This window comes from Pseudomonas sp. W2I6 (assembly GCF_030815935.1).
In the GTDB taxonomy this organism is placed as follows: Bacteria; Pseudomonadota; Gammaproteobacteria; order Pseudomonadales; family Pseudomonadaceae; genus Aquipseudomonas.
The window spans coordinates 4,778,357-4,797,906 of the sequence record NZ_JAUSXJ010000001.1 but is presented as its reverse complement, the minus strand read 5'-3'; the positions used below and the strand labels follow the sequence as shown (position 1 = coordinate 4,797,906).

Annotated in this window: 17 protein-coding genes and 1 pseudogene; 9 read left to right on the top strand and 9 right to left on the bottom strand. The window is 62.0% G+C overall.

Annotated elements, in window-relative coordinates:
- Window positions 1–2 precede the first annotated feature (2 nt).
- The 3 genes from QF039_RS22100 to gap all read right to left on the bottom strand — a co-directional run bounded on the left by QF039_RS22100 (window position 3) and on the right by gap (window position 2,737).
- Window positions 3–971 carry a FecR domain-containing protein gene (locus QF039_RS22100; RefSeq protein WP_087694633.1) on the bottom strand — a complete coding sequence of 323 codons (969 nt, stop codon included), beginning with the start codon at window positions 969–971 and terminating at the stop codon, window positions 3–5.
- 61 nt (window positions 972–1,032) lie between these two features.
- Window positions 1,033–1,551, bottom strand: a complete 519-nt coding sequence (locus QF039_RS22095) for an RNA polymerase sigma factor (RefSeq protein WP_003214115.1) — start codon at window positions 1,549–1,551, stop codon at window positions 1,033–1,035.
- A 184-nt stretch (window positions 1,552–1,735) separates the two neighbouring features.
- The gene (gene gap / locus QF039_RS22090; protein WP_003214117.1) at window positions 1,736–2,737 is read right to left on the bottom strand and encodes a type I glyceraldehyde-3-phosphate dehydrogenase; all 1,002 of its coding nucleotides are present in this window, start codon (window positions 2,735–2,737) and stop codon (window positions 1,736–1,738) included.
- A 221-nt stretch (window positions 2,738–2,958) separates the two neighbouring features.
- On the opposite strand from gap, the gene edd reads away from it, so the two are divergent.
- The 5 genes and pseudogenes from edd to QF039_RS33800 form a co-directional block, all read left to right on the top strand.
- Entirely contained in the window at window positions 2,959–4,785 is a 1,827-nt protein-coding gene (gene edd / locus QF039_RS22085) for a phosphogluconate dehydratase (RefSeq protein ID WP_003214119.1), read from the top strand.
- Window positions 4,782–5,738, top strand: a complete 957-nt coding sequence (locus QF039_RS22080; RefSeq protein ID WP_307520695.1) for a glucokinase — start codon at window positions 4,782–4,784, stop codon at window positions 5,736–5,738. Before edd ends, QF039_RS22080 begins: the two co-directional genes overlap by 4 nt.
- A gap of 154 nt (window positions 5,739–5,892) precedes the next feature.
- Window positions 5,893–6,624 carry a response regulator gene (locus QF039_RS22075; RefSeq protein WP_003214124.1) on the top strand — a complete coding sequence of 244 codons (732 nt, stop codon included), beginning with the start codon at window positions 5,893–5,895 and terminating at the stop codon, window positions 6,622–6,624.
- Window positions 6,614–8,083, top strand: coding sequence for an ATP-binding protein (locus QF039_RS22070; protein ID WP_087694634.1), 1,470 nt, complete (start codon window positions 6,614–6,616; stop codon window positions 8,081–8,083). Before QF039_RS22075 ends, QF039_RS22070 begins: the two co-directional genes overlap by 11 nt.
- A 21-nt stretch (window positions 8,084–8,104) precedes the next feature.
- Window positions 8,105–8,206, top strand: a pseudogene (locus QF039_RS33800) (N-acetyltransferase); the annotation flags it as partial.
- Between the two features lie 29 nt (window positions 8,207–8,235).
- Here QF039_RS33800 and QF039_RS22065 read toward each other — a convergent pair.
- Window positions 8,236–9,165 carry an AraC family transcriptional regulator gene (locus QF039_RS22065; RefSeq protein ID WP_102605693.1) on the bottom strand — a complete coding sequence of 310 codons (930 nt, stop codon included), beginning with the start codon at window positions 9,163–9,165 and terminating at the stop codon, window positions 8,236–8,238.
- A gap of 326 nt (window positions 9,166–9,491) precedes the next feature.
- Between QF039_RS22065 and QF039_RS22060 the strand changes: the two genes are divergently transcribed.
- Together QF039_RS22060 and QF039_RS22055 are read left to right on the top strand one after the other, a co-directional pair.
- Window positions 9,492–9,833, top strand: coding sequence for an antibiotic biosynthesis monooxygenase family protein (locus QF039_RS22060; RefSeq protein ID WP_003214130.1), 342 nt, complete (start codon window positions 9,492–9,494; stop codon window positions 9,831–9,833).
- 43 nt (window positions 9,834–9,876) lie between these two features.
- Window positions 9,877–10,125: a hypothetical protein gene (locus QF039_RS22055; RefSeq protein ID WP_003214132.1), complete on the top strand. Its 249-nt coding sequence runs from the start codon at window positions 9,877–9,879 to the stop codon at window positions 10,123–10,125.
- A gap of 141 nt (window positions 10,126–10,266) precedes the next feature.
- Here QF039_RS22055 and QF039_RS22050 read toward each other — a convergent pair whose 3' ends face one another.
- The 5 genes from QF039_RS22050 to QF039_RS22030 form a co-directional block, all read right to left on the bottom strand.
- Window positions 10,267–10,899, bottom strand: a complete 633-nt coding sequence (locus QF039_RS22050; RefSeq protein ID WP_008435502.1) for a flavin reductase family protein — start codon at window positions 10,897–10,899, stop codon at window positions 10,267–10,269.
- A gap of 124 nt (window positions 10,900–11,023) precedes the next feature.
- Window positions 11,024–12,343: an MFS transporter gene (locus tag QF039_RS22045; RefSeq protein WP_003214136.1), complete on the bottom strand. Its 1,320-nt coding sequence runs from the start codon at window positions 12,341–12,343 to the stop codon at window positions 11,024–11,026.
- A 289-nt stretch (window positions 12,344–12,632) separates the two neighbouring features.
- Window positions 12,633–13,958 carry a sigma-54 dependent transcriptional regulator gene (locus QF039_RS22040; RefSeq protein ID WP_102605689.1) on the bottom strand — a complete coding sequence of 442 codons (1,326 nt, stop codon included), beginning with the start codon at window positions 13,956–13,958 and terminating at the stop codon, window positions 12,633–12,635.
- Complete coding sequence (locus QF039_RS22035) at window positions 13,952–15,718, bottom strand: ATP-binding protein (RefSeq protein ID WP_003214141.1); 1,767 nt, start codon at window positions 15,716–15,718, stop codon at window positions 13,952–13,954. The genes QF039_RS22040 and QF039_RS22035 overlap by 7 nt, the downstream gene beginning before the upstream one ends.
- A gap of 216 nt (window positions 15,719–15,934) precedes the next feature.
- The gene (locus QF039_RS22030; protein WP_003214142.1) at window positions 15,935–17,458 is read right to left on the bottom strand and encodes a fumarate hydratase; all 1,524 of its coding nucleotides are present in this window, start codon (window positions 17,456–17,458) and stop codon (window positions 15,935–15,937) included.
- Window positions 17,459–17,674: 216 nt separating this feature from the next.
- Between QF039_RS22030 and QF039_RS22025 the strand changes: the two genes are divergently transcribed.
- On the top strand, window positions 17,675–18,607 hold the full coding sequence (locus QF039_RS22025; RefSeq protein ID WP_307520685.1) for an iron-sulfur-binding ferredoxin reductase: 933 nt from the start codon (window positions 17,675–17,677) through the stop codon (window positions 18,605–18,607).
- Window positions 18,608–18,637: 30 nt separating this feature from the next.
- Entirely contained in the window at window positions 18,638–19,387 is a 750-nt protein-coding gene (locus QF039_RS22020; RefSeq protein WP_003214147.1) for an enoyl-CoA hydratase-related protein, read from the top strand.
- Window positions 19,388–19,550: the final 163 nt, after the last annotated feature.

The following is a 19,550-nucleotide window of genomic DNA, read 5'->3' as shown; positions in this document are numbered from 1 at the left end:
ATTTAGTTCAGGATCACCAGCGCCGGGTATTCCGAGAGCTTGGCCGAGGTGATGTGGGCCAGGGAGCGCACCACGTCGAGCGGCTGGTCGAGCCGGTAATTGCCGGTGACGGCCACGCTGGCCAGCCTGTCGTTGTTGTTGACGATCCAGCCGGGGTAGTAGCGACGCAATTCGGCCAGCACTTCGCTCATCGGGCAGTTTTCGAAGATCAGCCGACCGTCGACCCAGGCCAGGTCCTTGGTGGTGTCGAGCTTGGCCGGCTGGCCGAAGCCCTTGGGCCCGATGCGGATACTTTCACCGGCGCTCAGGCGCACCCGCGCGTCGTCAAACGTGTTGCTCAGGTCGACATCACCGCGCTGTACCTGAACCTGGGCTTCACCGTTCAAGTAGCGCACCGCGAAAGAGGTGTCCCTCACGCTGGCACGCACCGGGCCGGCGTCGATTTCCAGGGGCAGGCCACGGCTGGGCAGCACTTCGAAAAACGCCTCGCCCTGATACAGGCGGGCGATGCGCTGGTGGTCCTTGATGCTGCTGGAGAAGGCTGAGTTGGTGTTGAGCAACACTTTCGAGCCATCGTCCAGCTGCAGGCGCTGGCGTTCGCCCACCACGGTCAGATGGTCGGCCTGCAGGCGCATAGGCAGGTTGCTGAAGCTGAACAGGCCCAGCAGCAACACGGCGGCAGTGGCCAGGGGCTTCCAGTGCGGTTTGATACGGCGCCAGGCGCTGGGTTTGCGTGGCGCATTCAGGGCGACGGCAGCGCTGTGAACCGGCGCGCCGCCCCAGGCGGTCTGGGCCTTGATAAAGGCTTCGGCGTTTAACGGGTCGTTGGCGAGCCAGGCTTCAAATTCCGCTTGCTGCCCAGGTTGCGGGCACTGCAAGGCGATCAGCCAGTCGAGGGCTTGGTCCATGGCCGCGTCTTGCAACACCTCATGAGCCAGCTCATGGGGGTGCCGTTTATTCGGTTCCGTCACGGTGTTCCTCGGGTCTTCGCCACGTTTTAATCAATAGTCCTACAGACTGTGCCGACAAAGCTTAAGGGCGATCCAGTCTTTCGGCCACACCTATGCAGATGGCCATGATCAGTTTCAGTTCCTTCTGCACGGTGCTCAGGGACACGTCGAGCTTGTCGGCGATCTCCTGATAGCTGCAACCGTGCAGGCGGCTGAGGATGAATATCTGCTGCTGGCGGGCGCTCAACTGGCCGAGACTGACACTCAGGTGCTCGAGCAATTGCTCGGCCTGTGTCGCGTCTTCGGGGGTGCTGACGGGGGAGGCGACGCTTTGCAGGACGTCCAGCGGGACATCTTCCTGCAGGGTGCGGGCCTGAATCCTGCGGGCGCGCAGGTGATCCAGCGCCAGGTTGCGCGCCGTCTGGTAGACAAAGGGTTCAAGGTGGTCGATCGGCCGTTCGCTCAGGGCCCGGGTAACGCGCAGGTAGGTTTCCTGCAACAGGTCCTCGGCGGTGCTGTGGTTATTCACCATCCGCTGCAAGGTGCGCAGCAAAATCACCCGTTGGGTGAGGAAGACTTGGTTGAAACGAGATTGGCTCACAGTGATACCAGACCGATTTGCAGCGAATGATAATGCTTATCATCAACGCAAATGGCAAGTGGCACTTTGGATTACTGTAGGAGCGAGCTTGCTCGCGAAGGGCGTCAACGATATCGCTGGCATCCTGAATAAACGCGGTGGTTTTGCGTTTTTCGCGAGCAAGCTCGCTCCTACAGGCCGAGCATTACTCGGCGTTGCACAGCGCCAGGCAGTTATCCAGCATCCGGTTCGAGAAGCCCCACTCATTATCGTACCAGGCCAGCACTTTCAGCAGTTTGCCGCTCACTTTGGTGTGATTGGCGTCGAAGATCGACGAAAGCGGGTTATGGTTGAAGTCGCTGGAAACCAGCGGCAGGGTGTTATAGCCGAGGATTTTCGAGTGCTGGCTGGCTTCTTTCAGCAGCGCGTTGACCTGCTCGGCACTGGCTTCTTTTTTCAGTTGCACGGTGAGGTCCACCAGCGACACGTTGATCACCGGTACACGCACGGCCATGCCGGTCAGCTTGCCTGCCAGTTCCGGCAGCACCAGGCCCACGGCTTCGGCAGCGCCGGTCTTGCTCGGGATCATGTTCTGGGTGGCCGAGCGCGCGCGGTACGGGTCGGTGTGGTAGACGTCGGTCAGGTTCTGGTCGTTGGTGTAGGCGTGGATGGTGGTCATCAGGCCGCTTTCGATGCCCAGCTCGCGGTGCAGCACCTGGGCCACGGGCGCCAGGCAGTTGGTGGTGCAGGAAGCGTTGGAGATGATCTGGTGGGATTGACGCAAAATGTCATGGTTTACCCCATACACCACGGTGGCATCGGCGCCCTTGGCCGGGGCCGAGATGATCACCTTGCGCGCGCCGGCGGTAATATGGGCGGCGGCCTTGTCACGGTCGGTGAACAGACCGGTGCATTCGAACACCACGTCCACCTTGTGCGCAGCCCACGGCAGGTCGGCCGGGTTGCGAATGGCACTCACGGCAATCCGGTCACCATTCACGGTCAGGCTTTCCTGATCATGAGCGACCTCTGCGTCGAAAGTACCGTGGACGGTGTCGTATTTAAGCAGGTGGGCATTGATCGAGCTGTCGCCGAGATCGTTGATGGCGACGATCTGCAAATCCTGACGGTAGCCTTGGGTATAAAGTGCGCGCAGGACATTACGGCCAATACGGCCAAAACCATTGATAGCGATACGTAGAGTCATTGGAAGGTGCCTGTCGTCGATTTGTTGTAAGAATTACAAGATTATTCGCATAAAAATAGAAAACAAGCCTTTTTAGTGGCAATATTTTGTTCAATCTACAACGAGTGACCTGAATCAACTGGTCCGATTGGTCAAGCAACACCCTGCCAACCTCTTCGCGGCGGGCTTTTGACCAGCATAGACACTCAGGTCGCCACATCCGTTAGCCTGGAGTTCTATACATGCATCCCCGCGTACTTGAGGTCACCGAACGGCTTATCGCCCGCAGCCGTGCAACCCGTGAGGCATACCTTGCGCTCATTCGCGGCGCTGCCAGCGACGGCCCGATGCGCGGCAAGCTGCAATGCGCCAACTTTGCCCACGGCGTGGCCGGGTGTGGCACCGAAGACAAAAACAGCCTGCGCATGATGAACGCTGCCAACGTGGCAATTGTTTCGTCATATAACGACATGCTGTCGGCCCACCAGCCATACGAACATTTCCCCGAGCAAATCAAAAAGGCCCTGCGTGAAGTCGGCTCTGTTGGCCAGTTCGCCGGCGGTACCCCCGCCATGTGCGACGGCGTGACCCAGGGCGAGCCAGGCATGGAGCTCAGCCTGCTGAGCCGCGAAGTGATTGCCATGTCCACCGCGGTAGCGCTGTCCCACAACATGTTCGACGCCGCGCTGATGCTGGGTATCTGCGACAAGATCGTCCCCGGCCTGATGATGGGCGCCCTGCGCTATGGCCACCTGCCGATGATCTTCGTGCCGGGCGGCCCGATGCCGTCGGGTATCTCCAACAAACAGAAAGCCGACGTGCGCCAGCGCTACGCCGAAGGCAAGGCCACCCGCGAAGAGCTGCTGGAATCGGAGATGAAGTCCTACCACAGCCCGGGCACCTGCACCTTCTACGGCACCGCCAACACCAACCAGTTGCTGATGGAAGTCATGGGCCTGCACCTGCCGGGCGCCTCGTTCGTCAACCCGTACACGCCGCTGCGTGACGCCCTGACCCGCGAAGCCGCGCACCAGGTCACGCGCCTGACCAAGGCCAACGGCAGCTTCACGCCGATCGGCGAGATCGTCGACGAGAAATCCATCGTCAACTCCATCATCGCCCTCAACGCCACGGGTGGGTCCACCAACCACACCCTGCACATGCCGGCCATCGCCATGTCGGCGGGCATCATCCTGACCTGGGATGACATGGCCGACCTCTCCGAGGTGGTGCCGACCCTGTCCCACGTGTATCCAAACGGCAAGGCCGACATCAACCACTTCCAGGCGGCGGGAGGCATGTCGTTCCTGATCCGCGAACTGCTGGAAGCCGGCCTGCTGCACAACGACGTCAACACCGTGGCCGGTCATGGCCTGAGCCGCTACACCCAGGAACCGTTCCTGGTGGACGGCGAGCTGGTATGGCGTGAAGGCCCGATCGAAAGCCTCGACGAAACCATCCTGCGTCCCGTGGCCCGTGCGTTTTCCCCGGAAGGCGGCCTGCGGGTAATGGAAGGCAACCTCGGCCGGGGTGTGATGAAGGTCTCCGCCGTGGCCCTCGAACATCAAATCGTCGAAGCCCCGGCCGTGGTGTTCCAGGACCAGCAAGACCTGGCCGACGCGTTCAAGGCCGGTGAGTTGGAAAAAGACTTTGTTGCGGTCATGCGTTTCCAGGGCCCGCGCTCCAACGGCATGCCGGAATTGCACAAGATGACCCCGTTCCTCGGCGTGTTGCAGGATCGTGGCTTCAAAGTGGCGTTGGTAACAGACGGGCGCATGTCCGGCGCGTCGGGTAAGATTCCCGCCGCGATTCACGTCAACCCCGAAGCCCAGAGCGGCGGGCCACTGGCACGTGTGCGCGATGGCGATATCATTCGCGTGGATGGCGTCAAAGGCACCTTGGAGCTTAAGGTGGACGCCGAAGAATTTGCCGCGCGCGCGCCTGCCACGGGCCTTCTGGGCAATAACGTGGGGGCCGGTCGCGAGTTGTTTGCGTTTATGCGTTTGGCTGCAAGCTCCGCAGAGCAGGGCGCCAGCGCCTTTACCTCTGCCTTGGAGACACTTAAGTGAAGCTAGCGCTGGTCGGTGATATCGGTGGTACCAACGCCCGTTTTGCGTTGTGGCGGGATCAGGAGCTGCATTCGATCCGCGTCCATGCGACGGCGGATCATGCCAGCCCGGAAGAGGCGATCCAGGTCTATCTGAAGGAAGAAGGCCTGGCCATCGGCTCGATTGGCGCGGTGTGCCTGTCGGTCGCGGGGCCGGTGAGTGGAGATGAATTTAAATTCACCAACAATCACTGGCGCCTGAGCAAGACTGCGTTCTGCAAGACCTTGCAGGTGGACGAGCTGCTGCTGGTGAATGATTTCTCGGCCATGGCCCTGGGCATGACCCGCCTGAAGCCCGACGAATTCCGCGTGGTGTGCGAAGGCACGCCGGAGCCGTTGCGCCCTGCGGTGGTGATCGGCCCGGGCACTGGCCTGGGTGTCGGCACCTTGCTCGACCTCGGCCATGGCCGTTGGGCGGCATTGCCGGGGGAGGGCGGCCATGTCGACCTGCCCGTGAGCAGCCCGCGTGAAGCCCAGCTGTGGCAGCACATCTACAATGAGATCGGCCATGTCAGCGCTGAAACCGCCTTGAGCGGTGGCGGTTTGCCCAGGTTGTACCGGGCGATCTGCGCGGTGGACGGTCACGAGGTGGTTCTGGAAACCCCCGAGGCCATCACTGCCGCTGGCCTGGCGGGCGACCCGATTGCCCTGGAAGTGCTGGACCAGTTCAGTATCTGGCTGGGCCGCGTTGCCGGTAACAACGTGCTGACCACCGGCGGTCGTGGTGGCGTGTACATCGTGGGTGGGGTGATCCCGCGCTTTGCCGATTTCTTTATCAAGAGTGGTTTTGCCAGGAGTTTTGGCGACAAGGGCTGCATGAGCGACTACTTCAAAGGCATTCCGGTGTGGCTGGTGACGGCACCGTACTCAGGGTTGACAGGTGCTGGTGTGGCGCTTGAGCAGGCATTTGCATAGGCAGTGATGGCCTCTTCGCGAGCAAGCCCGCTCCCACATTCAATCCCATTCCAACTGGATGAATGAGGTCGAATGTGGGAGCGGGCTTGCTCGCGAAGGCGGCCTCAAGGGCAACAAATGACTTAAGCTTGGCCATAACAACAAGGAGGACCCCGTGAGCGTAATCAGTAAATCCATTCTCCTGGTCGACGACGACCAGGAAATCCGCGAGTTGCTGCAAACCTACCTCAGCCGCGCCGGTTTCCAGGTGCGTGGCGTGCCGGATGGCGCGGGGTTCCGCCAGGCGATGAACGAAGCCCCGTGCGACCTGGTGATCCTTGATGTGATGCTGCCGGACGAAGACGGTTTCAGCCTTTGCCGCTGGATCCGCCAGCACCCGCGCCAGGCGCAGGTGCCGATCATCATGCTCACCGCCAGTTCCGACGAAGCCGACCGCGTCATCGGCCTGGAGCTGGGTGCCGACGATTACATCGGCAAACCCTTCAGCCCCCGTGAGCTGCAGGCCCGTATCAAGGCCCTGTTGCGGCGTTGCCAGTTTGGCCAGGAGCGCAGCGGCGGCGAGGTGCTGGTGTTTGGCGAGTGGCGCCTGGACATGGTCAGCCACCGGCTGTTCCACGTCGACGGCGAGGAAGTGATTCTTTCCGGCGCCGATTTTGCCCTGCTCAAACTGTTCCTCGACCACCCCCAGCAAATCCTCGACCGCGACACCATCGGCAACGCCACCCGTGGCCGCGACCTGATGCCCCTGGACCGGATTGTCGACATGGCCGTCAGCCGTCTGCGCCAACGCCTGCGCGACACCGAAAAACCACCCCGGCTGATCCGCACCGTGCGCGGCAGTGGCTATCAATTGGCAGCCAGCGTGGTTGCCGGCAATGCCCACTGAGCGCCTGCGTGAACTGCGCCGGCGCATCCCGGTACCACGTTCGCTGCTGGGGCGGATGTTACTGCTGACCCTGTTGGCGGTGCTGTTTGCCCAGGCGTTGTCCAGCGTGATCTGGGTCTCGCAATTGCGCGCTACCCAGCTTGAAGGCCTGGTAACCGCCGCCCGCAGCCTGGCGCATTCGATGACCGCCAGCGTCAGTTATTTCCGCTCGTTGCCGGTGGCCTTCCGGCCGTTGGTACTGGACCAGTTGCGCAGCATGGGCGGTACCCGGTTTGTGGTGACGCTCAACGACAAGCCCCTGGACATGGCGGTATTGCCGGAAACCCCGCGCAAGCATGCAGTGCTCGGTGCTGTCGAAGAAGTGTTGCGCCAGACCCTGGGCAGCGACGTGCATGTTTCGGTGGAGTTCGTCAGCGCCGAAGACCTGCGCATCTTCAACGCCGGCTTGAAACTCGATGAATTGCCGCGCTCCTGGGCGCATTATGCGTTGACCCTGGAACCGGTGAATCCGCCGGTGTTGGTCACCCAGATCCAGCTGGCCCAGGGCGAATGGCTCTACATTGCCTCCTTGCTGCCCGAACCCTATACCAGCCTCGAAGAACAAGGCCTGCCATACCAGCAGGTGTGGTTTATCGTGCTCACCAGCGGCTTCCTGCTGCTGTTTATCGGCCTGCTGGTGCACTGGCAAAGCCGTCCACTCAAGCGCCTGGCGAGGGCGGCGCGGGACATGTCCCTGGGCGCCGACGTGGAGCCGGTGGCCGAAGGCGGCGGCAGCGAAGTGGTGGAAGTAGGCCGCGCGTTCAATGCCATGCGCGAACGCATCAGCCGTTACCTGACCGAACGCAGCCAGCTGTTCAGCGCCATTTCCCACGACCTGCGCACACCCATCACACGCCTGCGGTTGCGGGTGGAATTGCTGGAAGACGAGAACCTGCAAACCAAGTTCGGCCGCGACCTGGATGAACTTGAGTTGCTGGTCAAAGGCGCGCTGCAGTGTGTGAAAGACACCGACATTCACGAAAACATCGAACCGGTGGACCTCAACCACGTACTCGACTGCCTGGTGGAGCCGTACCTGGCGCCCAACGGCAATGGCCGCGTGACCCAACATGGTCGGGCACTTACGACGTACCCGGGCAAGCCGCTGGCGCTCAAGCGCTGCATCGGCAACCTGATCGACAACGCCCTGAAGTACGGGCAGAACGCCCATTTGCACATTGAAGACGATGGCGCGGAGTTCATCCTCCACGTCGACGACGAAGGCCCGGGCGTGCCGGAACAGCGCCTGGAGCAGGTCTTCGAGCCGCACTTCCGACTGGCCGGGCAGCAACAGGGTTACGGCCTGGGCCTGGGCATCGCCCGCAACATTGCCCACAGCCATGGCGGTGAAGTGAGTTTGCAGAATCTGCGGGAGGGCGGTTTGCGGGTGACCTTGCAACTGCCTCGTGGCCTGGATTGAACGCCACCAATACCGCAGTTGATTGAGTACTTGTGGCGAGGGAGCTTGCTCCCGTTGGGGCGCGAAGCGGCCCCAAAAGATGGGACTGCTGCGCAGCCCAACGGGAGCAAGCTCCCTCGCCACATTATTAGCATCCGGCGTTATAACCGTGGTTAGACGCTCTGGCGCAACCTGGCCAGATCCCGCAACGGCGGCGCACCAAACAGCCGGCTGTATTCGCGGCTGAACTGCGATGGGCTCTCATAGCCCACCCGATACCCCGCCGCCGAGGCTTCCAGGCCCTCGGCGATCATCAACCGCCGAGCCTCCTGCAAACGCAGTTGCTTCTGGTACTGCAGCGGGCTCATGGCGGTCATCGCCTTGAAGCGGTGGTGCAAGGTCGAGACGCTGAGGTTCACTTCCTTGGCCAGGTCATCAATGCGCAGGGGCTGTTCGTAGTTGCCGTTCAACCAGGTGATCGCCTGGCTCACCCGATGGCTCTGACTGTTGGCGACGGCAATTTCATACAGCCGATAACCCTGTGGACCGCGCAACAGGCGATAGAGAATTTCCCGATTGATCAGCGGCGCGAGCATTGCGATGTCTTTCGGTGTGTCGAGCAATCGGGTCAGGCGCAGCACGGCGTCCAGTAGCTGGCTGTCCAGGCGGTCGACATACATCCCTCGGGAGGTCGGGCGCGGGGGCACGCCCATCGGCCCGGCTTCGGCAATCAGTGCGGTGATCTGTGCCGGGTCGATATTCACCCGAATCGACAGGTTGGGGTCTTCCGGCGTGGCATCAAGGATGCGCCCGGCCACCGGCATCGCTACCGAAAACACCAGGTAATTGAGCGGGTCATAGGCGAAGACTTCATCCGCCAAACGCACTTCCTTGCGACCCTGGGCGAGGATGCACAGTGCGGGTTCCACCAGCACCGGCGTGAATTCACGCGGGGAGTTATGACGGTTGAGATACAGCGACGTGATCGCCGTGCCGTAGGAACCATCCTCCCAGGTATGCCGGCGAACGATGCCGGCGAGTTCTGCGCGCTGCTTTTCCATATCGGCGTCGAGGGGGTTGGAGCGAAGTTCGGGCGACGACATGGGACATCCTCTGGTGCTTTGACGATGGGCACAGCTTAAGGGCGGTTTTGCAAAAAGCGGTATTTCGATTCTGCACAATCCTTGCCTGATCCTGCGAAAAATCGTGAATCAGGCAAGCCGGGGCCTGTCATGCCCTTGAAATACGGCAGTCATGCCGGGAATAAACTTCGCAGGCCGATTGCTATATCTACGCATCTCGCAGGATTGTGCAATAAGCCAGCAGGAATTGACTAACCGCACCCACCCCCGCGCCCGTATCTTTGATCCTGTGGCAACACGCCCTCACAGTGCTTGCCGAGCATCACTTCTCAACGGGAGAGTCGAACATGTCCACCCCCATTCCCGCGAGCCATATGGCCTTTATCCGTGCCCGTACCGGGTACAGCACCGAACTGGGTGCACGCTTGAGCAGTTTGATCGAACCGGGCCGCCAGGCTCAGGGTTGCCTGCAATTCTCGTTGCAGCACTCCCTGGCCGACCCGGATGTGTGGTTGGTGTCGGGCTTCTGGAGCAGCGAGCAGGCGATGAGTGCCTACTTCAGCTCGCCAGCGCTGATGGTCTTCACCGAGTTGTTGAATGACATGGTGGTTCGCAGCATGGACTTCCAGACCTTCACCGACGCCTCGGCGGCCAATGCCTATGGCGAGTACCTGCAACTGGCGGGCTAGTGCTTTAGAATGGCCGCCTTTCCCATTGGCCAGGACCTGCAACATGGCACGTAAAGAGTTTGCCCACCACGAAGCCGTTTCCGCCTTGGTGCGTGAAGAAGAGGGTGGCTATAGCGCCGCCATCGCCGTCAAGGCGCTGGATGGCATGGGCGCACCGCGCTTTCACAAGATCCTCGATGGACAGACGTTCAAGACTGCCTCCGACGCCGACGATGCCGCAGCGCTGCAACTGGAGCGCTTGGTCGATGTAGATGAAGACGGTCAGCTCTCTTGGGCAACTTCCGCCAACTGAAAACACCGCTGATCCAAATATGGGAGCGGGCTTGTGTGGGAGCGGGCTTGCTCGCGAATGCGGTGGATCAGTTGGCATATGCATTGACTGATACGCCCCCTTCGCGAGCAAGCCCGCTCCCACATTTTTATCTCGTTCCAATCAGCGTTGCGCGGCGCCTGGGCGATACATTTTGAACAGCGCTTCCGGCCCCAATTGGAAATAATCCGCCGGGCCACCTCCACGCAGGATCGGCTGGGCGGCAGCCGTGTCGTACACCCCGTCTTTCAGCAGCCATTTGGCGATATGCACCGCGACCACCTCGCCGAGCACCAACCAGCTTGGCACCAGCTCCTTGTCTGCGCGCTGCAGCTGAATGATCTGCGTCACCTTGCACTCGAACGACACCGGGCTTTCGGCTACGCGAGGCACGGCGATCACCTTTGAAGCCACCGGCGTCAAGCCGGCTAATTCAAACTCGTTGACCTCGGGTGATACCGGCGCGCAACTCTGGTTCATCTGCTCGGCCAGCGGGCGGGTGGCCAGGTTCCACACGAACTCACCGGTCTGTTCGATGTTGTTCAGGCTGTCTTTGCGCCCGACACTGGAAAACCCAATGATCGGCGGAATGTAGTTGAAGGCGTTGAAGAAACTGTAGGGTGCCAGGTTCAGGCGGCCCTGGCTGTCGTGTGACGAAATCCAGCCAATCGGGCGCGGGCCGACAATCGCATTGAACGGGTCATGGGGCAGGCCGTGGCCGTTGGCGGGTTCGTAGAAATGAATATCGTCGGACATGGGCCGGGGTTCCTGCTGGTGGTTCGGGGAAGGGCATCATAGTGCACTCAGGTGGAGTGTTCGCCAATGAAAAAGGGGCTGTGTCATACACTGACACAGCCCCTTTTTTATCCTGGCAGAACCCTTAGTCCGTAGTAATCCGCGAATGCTTGCGGGTGTCCTTCATGGTCACATACACCAACAGCGACACCGCAATACACGCGGTGACGTACCAGTAGTAACCGGTTTCCATGCCAATGCTCTTGAACCACAGCGCGATATATTCAGCGGTGCCGCCGAAGATCGACACGGTCAGCGCATAGGGCAAGCCAACACCCAGGGCGCGGATTTCGGTGGGGAACAATTCGGCCTTCACCACGGCGTTGATCGAGGTGTAGCCGCTGACGATGATCAGCGCCGCCATGATCAGGAAGAACGCGCCCCACCAGGTCTGGATGGTGTGCAGGGTGGTGAGGATCGGCACGGTGAACAGGGTGCCGAGGACGCCGAAGGCGATCAGGATCGGCCGGCGGCCAACCTTGTCCGACAGCCCGCCGATGATGGGTTGCAGGCACATGAACAGGAACAGCGTGGCCGCCGAAATGGTGGTGGAGTCGGAGATGCTCATGCCGACGGTGTTCACCAGGTATTTCTGCATGTAGGTGGTGTAGGTGTAGAACGCCAGGGTGCCGCCCATGGTCAGGCCGACCACGGTCATCAGTTCCTTGGGGTGGCGCATCAAGGTGCGCATTGCGCTTTCCTTGGCCTTTTCTTTCTTGGTGAACGACTCGGTTTCTTCCATGCCACGACGCAGGTACAGCGCCACTACCGCGCACAGGGCGCCGATGGCGAACGGGATACGCCAGCCCCAGTCGTACAGCTGTTCGGTGGTCAGCAATTGTTGCAGCACGATCAATACCGCCAGGGCGATGAGCTGGCCGGAGATCAGGGTCACGTACTGGAAGCTGGAGTAGAAGCCCCGACGTTCCTTGGTCGCCATCTCGCTGAGGTAAGTGGCGGAGGTGCCGTATTCACCGCCGACCGACAGGCCCTGCAGCAAACGGGCGAATACCAGCAGGATCGGCGCACCGATACCAATGGCTTCATAGCCCGGGCTCAGGGCAATCAGCAGCGAGCCGAAGCACATCAGGTAGACCGACGCCATCAAGGCCTTTTTACGCCCGACCTTGTCGGCGTACAGGCCCATCAGCCAGCCACCGATCGGGCGCATCAGGAAGCCCACGGCGAAGATCGCGGCGGTGTTCAAGAGCTGGGCGGTGGTGTCGCCTTTCGGGAAAAAGGTCTTGGCGAAATACAGGGAGAAAGCCGCATAGACGTACCAGTCGTACCACTCGACCATGTTGCCGACCGATCCGCTGAAGATCGACCTGATACGGCTGGAGGTGGTGCGTCCTTTTGCCGGCGCAGTCGCCGACCCCAGAGGCAGGGAGTTGGAGTTATCCATTTAAGGATCCTTCATCTAATTGTTTTTGTGGAGCGCGCGGTAGCGCAGCCTGGCTGGGCTATAGCAGGAGCTGTGCCAAGCCGATGAAGGCCCGGTCTAGAAGGGTTTGCGGAAATTTTTGAGCGGAAAATTGCTGATGAATCAAGGGGGATGAGCGGAAAACCGCCGACGAAGATCGCTCCCACGCTCTGCGTGGGAGCGCATCCTGTGACGCTCCGCGTCACGATTTTAAGGGCGGACGCGGAGCGTCCAGAGCTGCATTCCCACGCGGAGCGTGGGAACGATCGGGTTAGAGGAACGTATCCCGCGCCAGGCCATGGCGCTGCATTTTTTCATTGAAGGTGCGCCGTGGCAGCTGCAGCTCGGCCAGCACCGCCTTGATATCGCCTTTGTGCCGGGTCAGCGCGGCTTTCAGGCAATGGGCTTCAAATGCTTCCTGCTGCGCCGCCAACGATTGCCCGGCTTCGATGCCTTCCGGCTCCGGTTCACCCAGCCCCAGCACCTGGCGTTCAGCGGCATTGGCCAGCTCCCGCACATTCCCCGGCCAGTCATGGCTGAGCAGGCGCCCCAGCGCGGGTCCGCTCAGGGGCGCGAAGTTGCGGCCCAGGCGCTCGGCGGCGCTTTGTGCAAAGTGCTCGAACAGCAGGGGAATGTCTTCCCGGCGTTCCCGCAGCGGTGGCAGGCGCAGTTGTGCGACGGTCAGGCGATAGGCCAAGTCCTCGCGAAAACGCCCGGCGCGAGCTTCGTCCAGCAGGTCGGGTTTGGTGGCGGCGATGATCCGCAAGTCCACCTTGATGCTTTGATTGGAACCGAGCCGTTCGAGTTTTTGCTCCTGCAACACCCGCAGCAATTTCACCTGCTGGGCCAGCGGCATGCTTTCGATCTCATCGAGAAACAGCGTGCCGCCATTGGCGTATTCCAGCTTGCCGATGCGCTTGCCCTGGGCGCCGGTAAACGCGCCACTTTCATGGCCGAACAGCTCGGCTTCAAACAGCTGCTCTGGAATCGCCGCGCAGTTCAGCGCCACAAACGGCTTCTTTGCCCGGGGGCCGAAATCATGCAGGCAACGGGCGACCAGTTCCTTGCCGCTGCCGGTTTCGCCGCGAATCAACACATTGACCGGCAAGCCGGCCAGGTCCAGGACTTGCCGGCGCAGGTTCTGCAAACCCCGGGACACCCCCAGCAGGCTCGATTCCAGTTGGGCCCGGTGATCGGCCTGCTGATGCAACCGGCGGTTTTCCAGCACCAGCCCGCGCTTGTCCAGCGCCCGGCGCAGGCTGCTGAGCAGGGCCTCGGGGCTGAAGGGTTTTTCGAGGAAGTCGTAGGCGCCGTCGCGCATGGCCTCGACGGCCATCGGCACATCGCCGTGGCCGGTGAGCAGAATCACCGGCAGGTCGGCGTCACGCCGCTGCACTTCAGCCAGCAACTCCAGGCCGCTGAGGCCGGGCATGCGCACGTCACTCAGGATCACCCCGGGAAAGTCCCGGGGCAATTGCGCCAGGCATTCCTCGGCGCGGCTGAACAACTGCACCTCAAAGCCGGACAGGCTCAGCCATTGCTCGACGGCCGTGCGAATGCTGGCTTCGTCGTCGACCACAATCACCGCGTTCAACATAGGTCTGGCGTCTCCAGCGCGATGGGCAAGGTCAGGGTAAAGATCGCCCCGTCACCTTGATTGCCGGCGCTCAGGCGCCCGCCAAGTTCGTGGACGATAGCGTACGACACGGCGAGCCCCAAGCCGAGCCCGTCGCCTACCGGCTTGGTGGTGAAGAACGGGTCGAACACGCTGTTGAGGTTTTCCTCGGCAATCCCGCCGCCGCTGTCGCTGACGGTCAGGTGCCATAGCTGCTGATCGGCGTGCAGACGGATCTCCAGGCGCTTGCGTGGCTTGTCGGCCATGGCGTCGAGGGCGTTGCGCAGCAGGTTGATCAGCACCTGTTCGAGGCGGATCGCGTCGCCGCGTACCCAGGCGGGGCGGGTCAGGTCCAGTACGGTGCCGATGGCTTCGTCCCGCAGGCGCGCATCGAGCAAGTGCAGGGATTGGTCCACCACCGTCGCCAGGTCGAGGCGTTCGCGCAGGCCGCTGGGGCTCTTGCGGGCGAAGGTCTTGAGGTGGCCGGTGAGCGCGGCCATGCGTGTGAGCATGTCGTCCAGCGGGGTCAGGGCCTGGTAGGCGTCGTCCACCCGGCCATGGTCCAGCAGCAGCCGCAGAGTCGCCAACTGCATGCGCTGGGCGGTCAATGGCTGGTTGATTTCGTGAGCGAGGGCGGCAGACATCTGCCCCAGCGCTGCCAGTTTGGCGGATTGCACCAGGCCATCCTGGGCGGTGCGCAGGGCGCGGGTGCGTTCTTCCACCAGTTGTTCAAGTTCTTCGCGGCTGCGCTGGCGCAGGCGGGCGAGGCGCCAGCGCTGGGTCAGGAACAGCACCAGGAACACCAGCGCCAGCCATGAACCGGCGGCGGCGAGGCCGGCGTTGCGTTGGTCTTCAAAGGCAAATTGTGGCTTGCGCAGCAGGTGCAAGGTCCAGCCTTCGGCCTTCAGCGGCAGGGATTCCCAAATGTAATTGGCCTTGCCGTCGGGGCCGTCGACGCGCATCAGGTGGCTGTTTTCGTCAAAGCGCTGCAACGCTTCGGTGTCCAGCGGCAGCAATTGTTTCTTGTCGTATTGGCGGGTGGCCTTGAGTTCGGCGTGGTCGCTGTCCGACAACGGACGCAGCGCGCGGTAGCGCCAGCCCGGCTGATTGGCGATAAACACAATGCCCCGGGCATCGCTGACCAGCAGCAAGTCATTGCCCTGGGCCCACTCGCGCTCCAGTTCCGGGAACTCCAGCTTGACCACCATGGCGCCGAGGAACTGCTCGTTCTCGCCGACCACCGCGCTGGAGAGGAAATACCCCGGAATTCCGGTGGTCACGCCCACTGCATAAAAACGCCCGGTGCCCTGGCTCAGGGTTTGGCTGAAGTAGGGACGAAACGCGTAGTTGTGCCCCACATAACTGCTGGGCAGGTTCCAGTTGCTGGCGGCCACGGCGAGGCCGTTGCGGTCCATCAGTTCCAGGGTCGAGGACTGGGCGGCGCCGTTGATGCGCTCCAGCTTGCGGTTGAGCAAATCCTGGGTGGCGGTGTCCAGCGGGCCCTTCAGGGCGCTGATCATTTCCGAGTCCAGGGCCAGCACGGCGGGCAGGGCGCGGTAGCGTTCGATCAGGGTGTGCAGGGAGTTGCCATAAAGCATGAGCTGCTGATTGGCGCGGGCGGCGTCATCCACCAGGGCCAGGCGTTCGGCGTGGCGGGTAGCCAGGGCGGCAGCCAGCATCGCACCGGCGATGATCAGCAGGGAGTAGAAGGTCAAACGCAAAGGCCGGGGAATCGCGATCATTCGAGGATGAACAGTGCAATTGGGGGCGAGCACCATAGCATGAGGCGCATGGCTGTTGTGGCGAGGGAGCTTGCTCCCGCTGGGGCGAGTAGCGGCCCCAAAAAAATGGGAGCGCTGCGCACTGGAGCGGAGCAAGCTCCCTCGCCACAGTGAGAGGTGCATGAAACAAAAAAAGGCGACCGTAGTGGTCGCCTTTTATCCTTGCAGGGGAAATGCTTACTGCACTTCAACCGCCAGGCTTTCACTGATCTTTTTCTGCCAGATGGCAGGACCGGTGATGTGTACCGACTCGCCCTTGCTATCAACGGCAACGGTGACCGGCATGTCTTTCACGTCGAACTCGTAGATCGCTTCCATGCCCAGCTCGGCGAACGCCACGACGCGGGATTTCTTGATGGCCTGGGCCACCAGGTAAGCCGCGCCGCCCACTGCCATCAGGTAAACCGCCTTGTGGTCCTTGATCGCTTCGATAGCGGTCGGGCCGCGCTCGGATTTGCCGATCATGCCCAACAGGCCGGTTTGCTCGAGGATCTGGCGGGTGAACTTGTCCATCCGCGTGGCGGTGGTCGGACCGGCAGGCCCCACCACTTCTTCGCGCACCGGATCAACCGGGCCGACGTAGTAGATGAAGCGACCCTTGAGGTCCACCGGCAGGGTTTCGCCCTTGTTCAGCATCTCGACCATGCGCTTGTGCGCGGCGTCGCGACCGGTGAGCATCTTGCCGTTGAGCAACACGGTTTCGCCCGGCTTCCAGCTCTGCACGTCTTCCGGGGTCAGGGTATCGAGGTTGACGCGACGGGCCGACGGGCCGGCTTCCCAGACGATTTCCGGGTAGGCGTCCAGCGGTGGCGCTTCAAGCGATGCAGGGCCCGAACCGTCGAGCACGAAGTGCGCGTGACGGGTGGCGGCGCAGTTGGGGATCATGCACACCGGCAGCGAGGCCGCGTGGGTCGGGTAGTCCATGATTTTCACGTCGAGCACGGTGGTCAGGCCACCCAGGCCCTGGGCGCCGATGCCCAGTTGGTTGACCTTCTCGAACAGCTCCAGGCGCATCTCTTCGATACGGTTGGACGGGCCGCGCTTCTTCAGCTCGTGGATGTCGATGGATTCCATCAACACTTCCTTGGCCATTACCGCGGCTTTCTCGGCGGTGCCGCCGATGCCGATGCCAAGCATGCCCGGTGGGCACCAGCCGGCGCCCATGGTCGGAACGGTCTTGAGCACCCAGTCGACGATCGAGTCGGACGGGTTGAGCATGGCCATTTTCGACTTGTTCTCGGAACCACCGCCCTTGGCGGCCACGTCCACTTCCACGGTGTTACCCGGGACGATGGAGTAGTGGATCACGGCAGGGGTGTTGTCCTTGGTGTTTTTACGCGCACCGGCCGGGTCGGCGAGGATCGAAGCCCGCAGGACGTTTTCCGGCAGGTTGTAGGCCTGGCGCACGCCTTGGTTGATCATGTCGTCCAGGCTCATGGTGGCGCCATCCCAGCGCACGTCCATGCCTACACGTACAAATACGGTGACAATCCCGGTGTCCTGGCAGATCGGGCGGTGGCCGGTGGCACACATGCGCGAGTTGATCAGGATCTGAGCCATGGAGTCACGGGCCGCTGGCGATTCTTCGCGCAGGTAGGCCTCGTGCATCGCCTGGATGAAGTCAACGGGATGGTAGTAGGAAATGAATTGCAGGGCGTCGGCAACGCTCTGAATCAGGTCGTCTTGCTTGATCACGGTCATGAGTCGCGCTCCTCTATAAGGGAACATTCAATAAAGGTGGCGTCAGTGTTGCATCGGTCGGCTGAAGCCACCTTTCCAAGGCACGCCAAAGTGGTGCAGGCGCGACGCTAAAAAGGCGCGGCAGTATAACCCGCCACGGTGGCCGATACACCCGACTATGGTCAAACTCTACCGGGCGTGATTCCCTGTAGACGCCTTTTTGATCCGAGACCCTTGATGCCTGAACTTCACGTCGGTGAACGCCACTGGTCGGTAGCCGCCGGCAGCAACCTGCTGGATGCCCTGAACCAGGCGGGCGTGGCCGTGCCTTATAGTTGCCGCGCCGGCAGCTGCCATGCCTGCCTGGTGCGTTGCCAGGGTGATATCCAGGACAACCAGCCGGATGCCCTGAGCCCGGCGCAGCGCCAGGATGGCTGGCGCCTGGCGTGCCAGTGCCAGGTCGCAGGTGACTTGCAGGTCGAAGCCTTCGACCCGCTGCGTGACGGGTTGCCGGCGACGGTGTTGAGCGTCGATTGGTTGAACCCGAGTGTACTGCGCCTGCGGCTGCAACCCGAACGCGGCTTGCGCTACCGGGCGGGGCAGCATCTGGTGTTGTGGGCCGGCAGCGTTGCGCGGCCTTATTCATTGGCCAGCCTGCCCCAGGAAGATCCGTTTCTCGAATTTCACATCGATTGCCGCCTGCCCGGCGAATTCAGCGACGCCGCCCGCCAATTCAAGGCCGGTGACAGCCTGCGCCTGGGCGAATTGCGGGGCGGCGCCTTGCAGTACGACCCCGACTGGCAATCGCGGCCGCTCTGGCTGCTGGCCTCGGGCACCGGACTCGGCCCGCTATGGGGCGTGTTGCGCGAGGCCTTGCGCCAGGATCACCAGGGCGCCATCCGGGTCATTCACCTGGCCCATGACGCGGGCGGTCATTACCTCGCCGGGCCATTGGCCCAGCTGGCTGGTGCGCATCCGAACGTGACCGTTGAGCTATGGACAGCGGCTGAGGTGACGCAGGCGTTGGCGCAACTGCGGCTTGTTTCCCGGCAAACTCTGGCTTTACTCTGCGGGCACCCGGCCAGTGTCGAGGCCTTTTCCAAGCGCCTGTTCCTGGCCGGACTGCCGCGCAATCAACTGCTGGCCGATGTGTTCCCGCCCCGTGGTTGAGCGCTGAATTTCCCAGCCGCGAGATTTGTCATGACCGATGCCATCCTGCAGCAACGCGAACGCGGGTTGCTGATTTTGCAGCTCAATCGCCCGGACAAGAAAAATGCCCTGACCCGCGCCATGTACAGCCAATTGGCCGAAGCACTGGAGCAGGCGGATGCCGATACCAGCGTGAATGCCGTGCTGATCCAGGGCAGCAGCGAGTGCTTCACCGCCGGTAACGATATTGGCGACTTCCTCGAACAACCGCCGGCGGATCTCGACAGCCCGGTCTTCAATTTCATGCGCAGCTTGCTCAACTGCCGCAAGCCGGTGATTGCGGCAGTGGCGGGCGTGGCGGTGGGAATTGGCACGACGCTGCTGCTGCATTGTGACCTGGTGTATGTCAGCCGGGATGCACGGTTGCGCATGCCGTTCGTCAACCTGGGGCTGTGTCCGGAGTTTGGGTCCAGCTTGATCCTGCCGCGCTTGCTGGGGCATGCCAAGGCGGCGGAGTTGCTGCTGCTGGGTGAAGGGTTTACCGGCGAACAGGCTGCCGCCTGGGGCATTGCCACCGAGGCATTGGGCAGCGGTGAATCGGCCCTGGCCAAGGCCCGGGAAATTGCTGGACGGTTTGAGACCCTGGCGCCGGGCGCGGTGCAGGTCAGCAAGCATCTGATGAAAAGCGTTGATCGCGAGCAGTTGCGCAAGGTGATCGAGGAGGAGGGGGCGTTGTTTACCCAGAGGTTGAAGTCGCCGGAGGCGATTGCGGCGTTGTCGGGGTTTATCACTCGGAGATGAATGAGCGTTGACTGGTCGGCCGTCTTCGCGAGCAAGCCCGCTCCCACATTCGACCGTGTTTCTTCAGGATGTACGCGATCAAATGTGGGAGCGGGCTTGCTCGCGAATAGGCCAGTAAAGCCAACACACAAGCCAATTTGCAATGCAAAAAGCCCCGCCATTC